Source organism: uncultured Arthrobacter sp., assembly GCF_902805515.1.
Taxonomy (GTDB): Bacteria; Actinomycetota; Actinomycetes; order Actinomycetales; family Micrococcaceae; genus Arthrobacter_D.
Genome location: NZ_CADCTE010000004.1, coordinates 1 through 1,628 on the forward strand (window position 1 = coordinate 1; position 1,628 = coordinate 1,628).

Below are 1,628 nucleotides of genomic sequence, written 5' to 3' on the forward strand. Positions count from 1 at the left end.
CTCCCGACAAGGCGGACGTTCTGAGACGCGGCCGACGGCAAGTACGACAGGCGGTCCTGCAAAGCAGAAGCGTGGTGCGCGGCTACCGTCTTACGACTCGCACATTCCGTGCTCTGGCAGTGAACGACGCGCTTCCCCAGACGGCCCCTTCGCTTTCGGCGATCAGGCGACAGTCAGGGTTTACAGTCGCTCGTACTGCTCGCGGGGAACGCGCCAGACGGTACGGTTTCCCTGTCGCACCGCCCGTATCGACGAAGGGGGCCTCCCCTTTGCTCTAAGGCGAACACACGCACTGGTTGTTCCCTGCATGCCGGGTCGGCGAACCGAAGCATACCCCCACCACGGGACTTGACCCCTAACCGTGTCGGGAGGCCCCGTTGCCGAACATCCTGATCGTTGATGACACCGATGCCTGTCGCCGGCCGCTGGCGCGACTGCTCACACGGGCCGGGTACGAAACGGCCTGTGCCGGCGATGGGCGGGAGGGCCTGAACGCCCTCGAAGCTGCCACGCCCGGCCTGATCCTGCTCGACCTCGACATGCCCGTCATGGACGGCCTGACGTTCCTCGCGGCCATCCGCGCCGACCCCCGATGGGTGTCGCTCCCGGTGATCGTCTTCAGCGGCGAGGCGCAGCGGACGTTGGCGCGGGCGAAGGAACTTGGGGCCGATGAGGCGTTGCCAAAGGGCGGGCCGGGCCTCCGCATGCTGCTTGCTGCGATCCGTCGCCACCTCGCTGTGTGAATCTTACCGGGCGCGTGGGCGATCTCGAACGCGCGGCGGCGGTGTGCCTGATAGGGTGTACGGGACGGTCATGGGAGCCGCATCATGCGGTCGTACATCTTCGTCGTCACGTCGAAGCACTCGCACGACGCCTCCTCCAGCCCGGCCCGGTCGAGGATCGTCAATTCCCCTCGGTGGTACTCGATCAGCTTGGCGGACTGGAGGATGCGGGCCGTCAGGTTCACGCTCTGGCGACGGACGCCCAGCATGTCGGCGAGGAACTCCTGCGTCAGCCCGAACCGCTCCTCGCCTTTACGGTGGGCCGTCTCCAGTAGCCAGCGGCACATCCGCTCCTCAATGGTGTGGTGCTGGATGCACGCCCCATTTTGTGCCCCCCGCTGGATCAGCACTAGCGCGTACCGCAGCAATAGCTGCGAGAACGCCCCGTGCTCCGACCGCGCGCGGTTGAACGCCCCTGCTGACATGCGGAGCATCTCCCCCCGGACCTGCACGTTGATCCGATAGGGGTTGGCCTGCGGGTCGGCCAGCAGGTACAGGCCGTCCATCCCCTCGTTGCCGACGGTGGACGCCTCGACGGTCGATCCATCTTCGAGGACGACCATCGAACTCAGCACGCCGGAGACCGGGAAGTGGACCCACTGCGGCTCGGTGCCGGGGTGGGCCACGATTTCGCCGAGTGCGGGCGAGACTCGCTCCATCTGCCCGATGATACGCCGGAAGTCCGGGTCGGGGAGCCGGTCCAGTATCTTGTTGCCTACGCGGTCTGGATTCGGCATGGGGTCTCCCGCATGGATTCACTCGATCAGTCCGGTGGACGGTCGCCCGCTACAGCGGAATGTCCGACCAATCGCCTCGACTCTACTACGGCAATTCCGGGTCCGACCG

Annotated in this window: 2 protein-coding genes; one reads left to right on the forward strand and one right to left on the reverse strand. The window is 66.3% G+C overall.

All coding sequences use genetic code 11. The annotated features are described in order from the left end of the window. The first annotated feature begins 377 nt into the window (after positions 1–377). On the forward strand, positions 378–743 hold the full coding sequence (locus tag QZX79_RS01020; RefSeq protein ID WP_294563459.1) for a response regulator: 366 nt from the start codon (positions 378–380) through the stop codon (positions 741–743). 68 nt (positions 744–811) lie between these two features. Here QZX79_RS01020 and QZX79_RS01025 read toward each other — a convergent pair whose 3' ends face one another. Beyond that, the gene (locus QZX79_RS01025) at positions 812–1,519 is read right to left on the reverse strand and encodes a Crp/Fnr family transcriptional regulator (RefSeq protein ID WP_294563462.1); all 708 of its coding nucleotides are present in this window, start codon (positions 1,517–1,519) and stop codon (positions 812–814) included. Positions 1,520–1,628 lie beyond the last annotated feature (109 nt).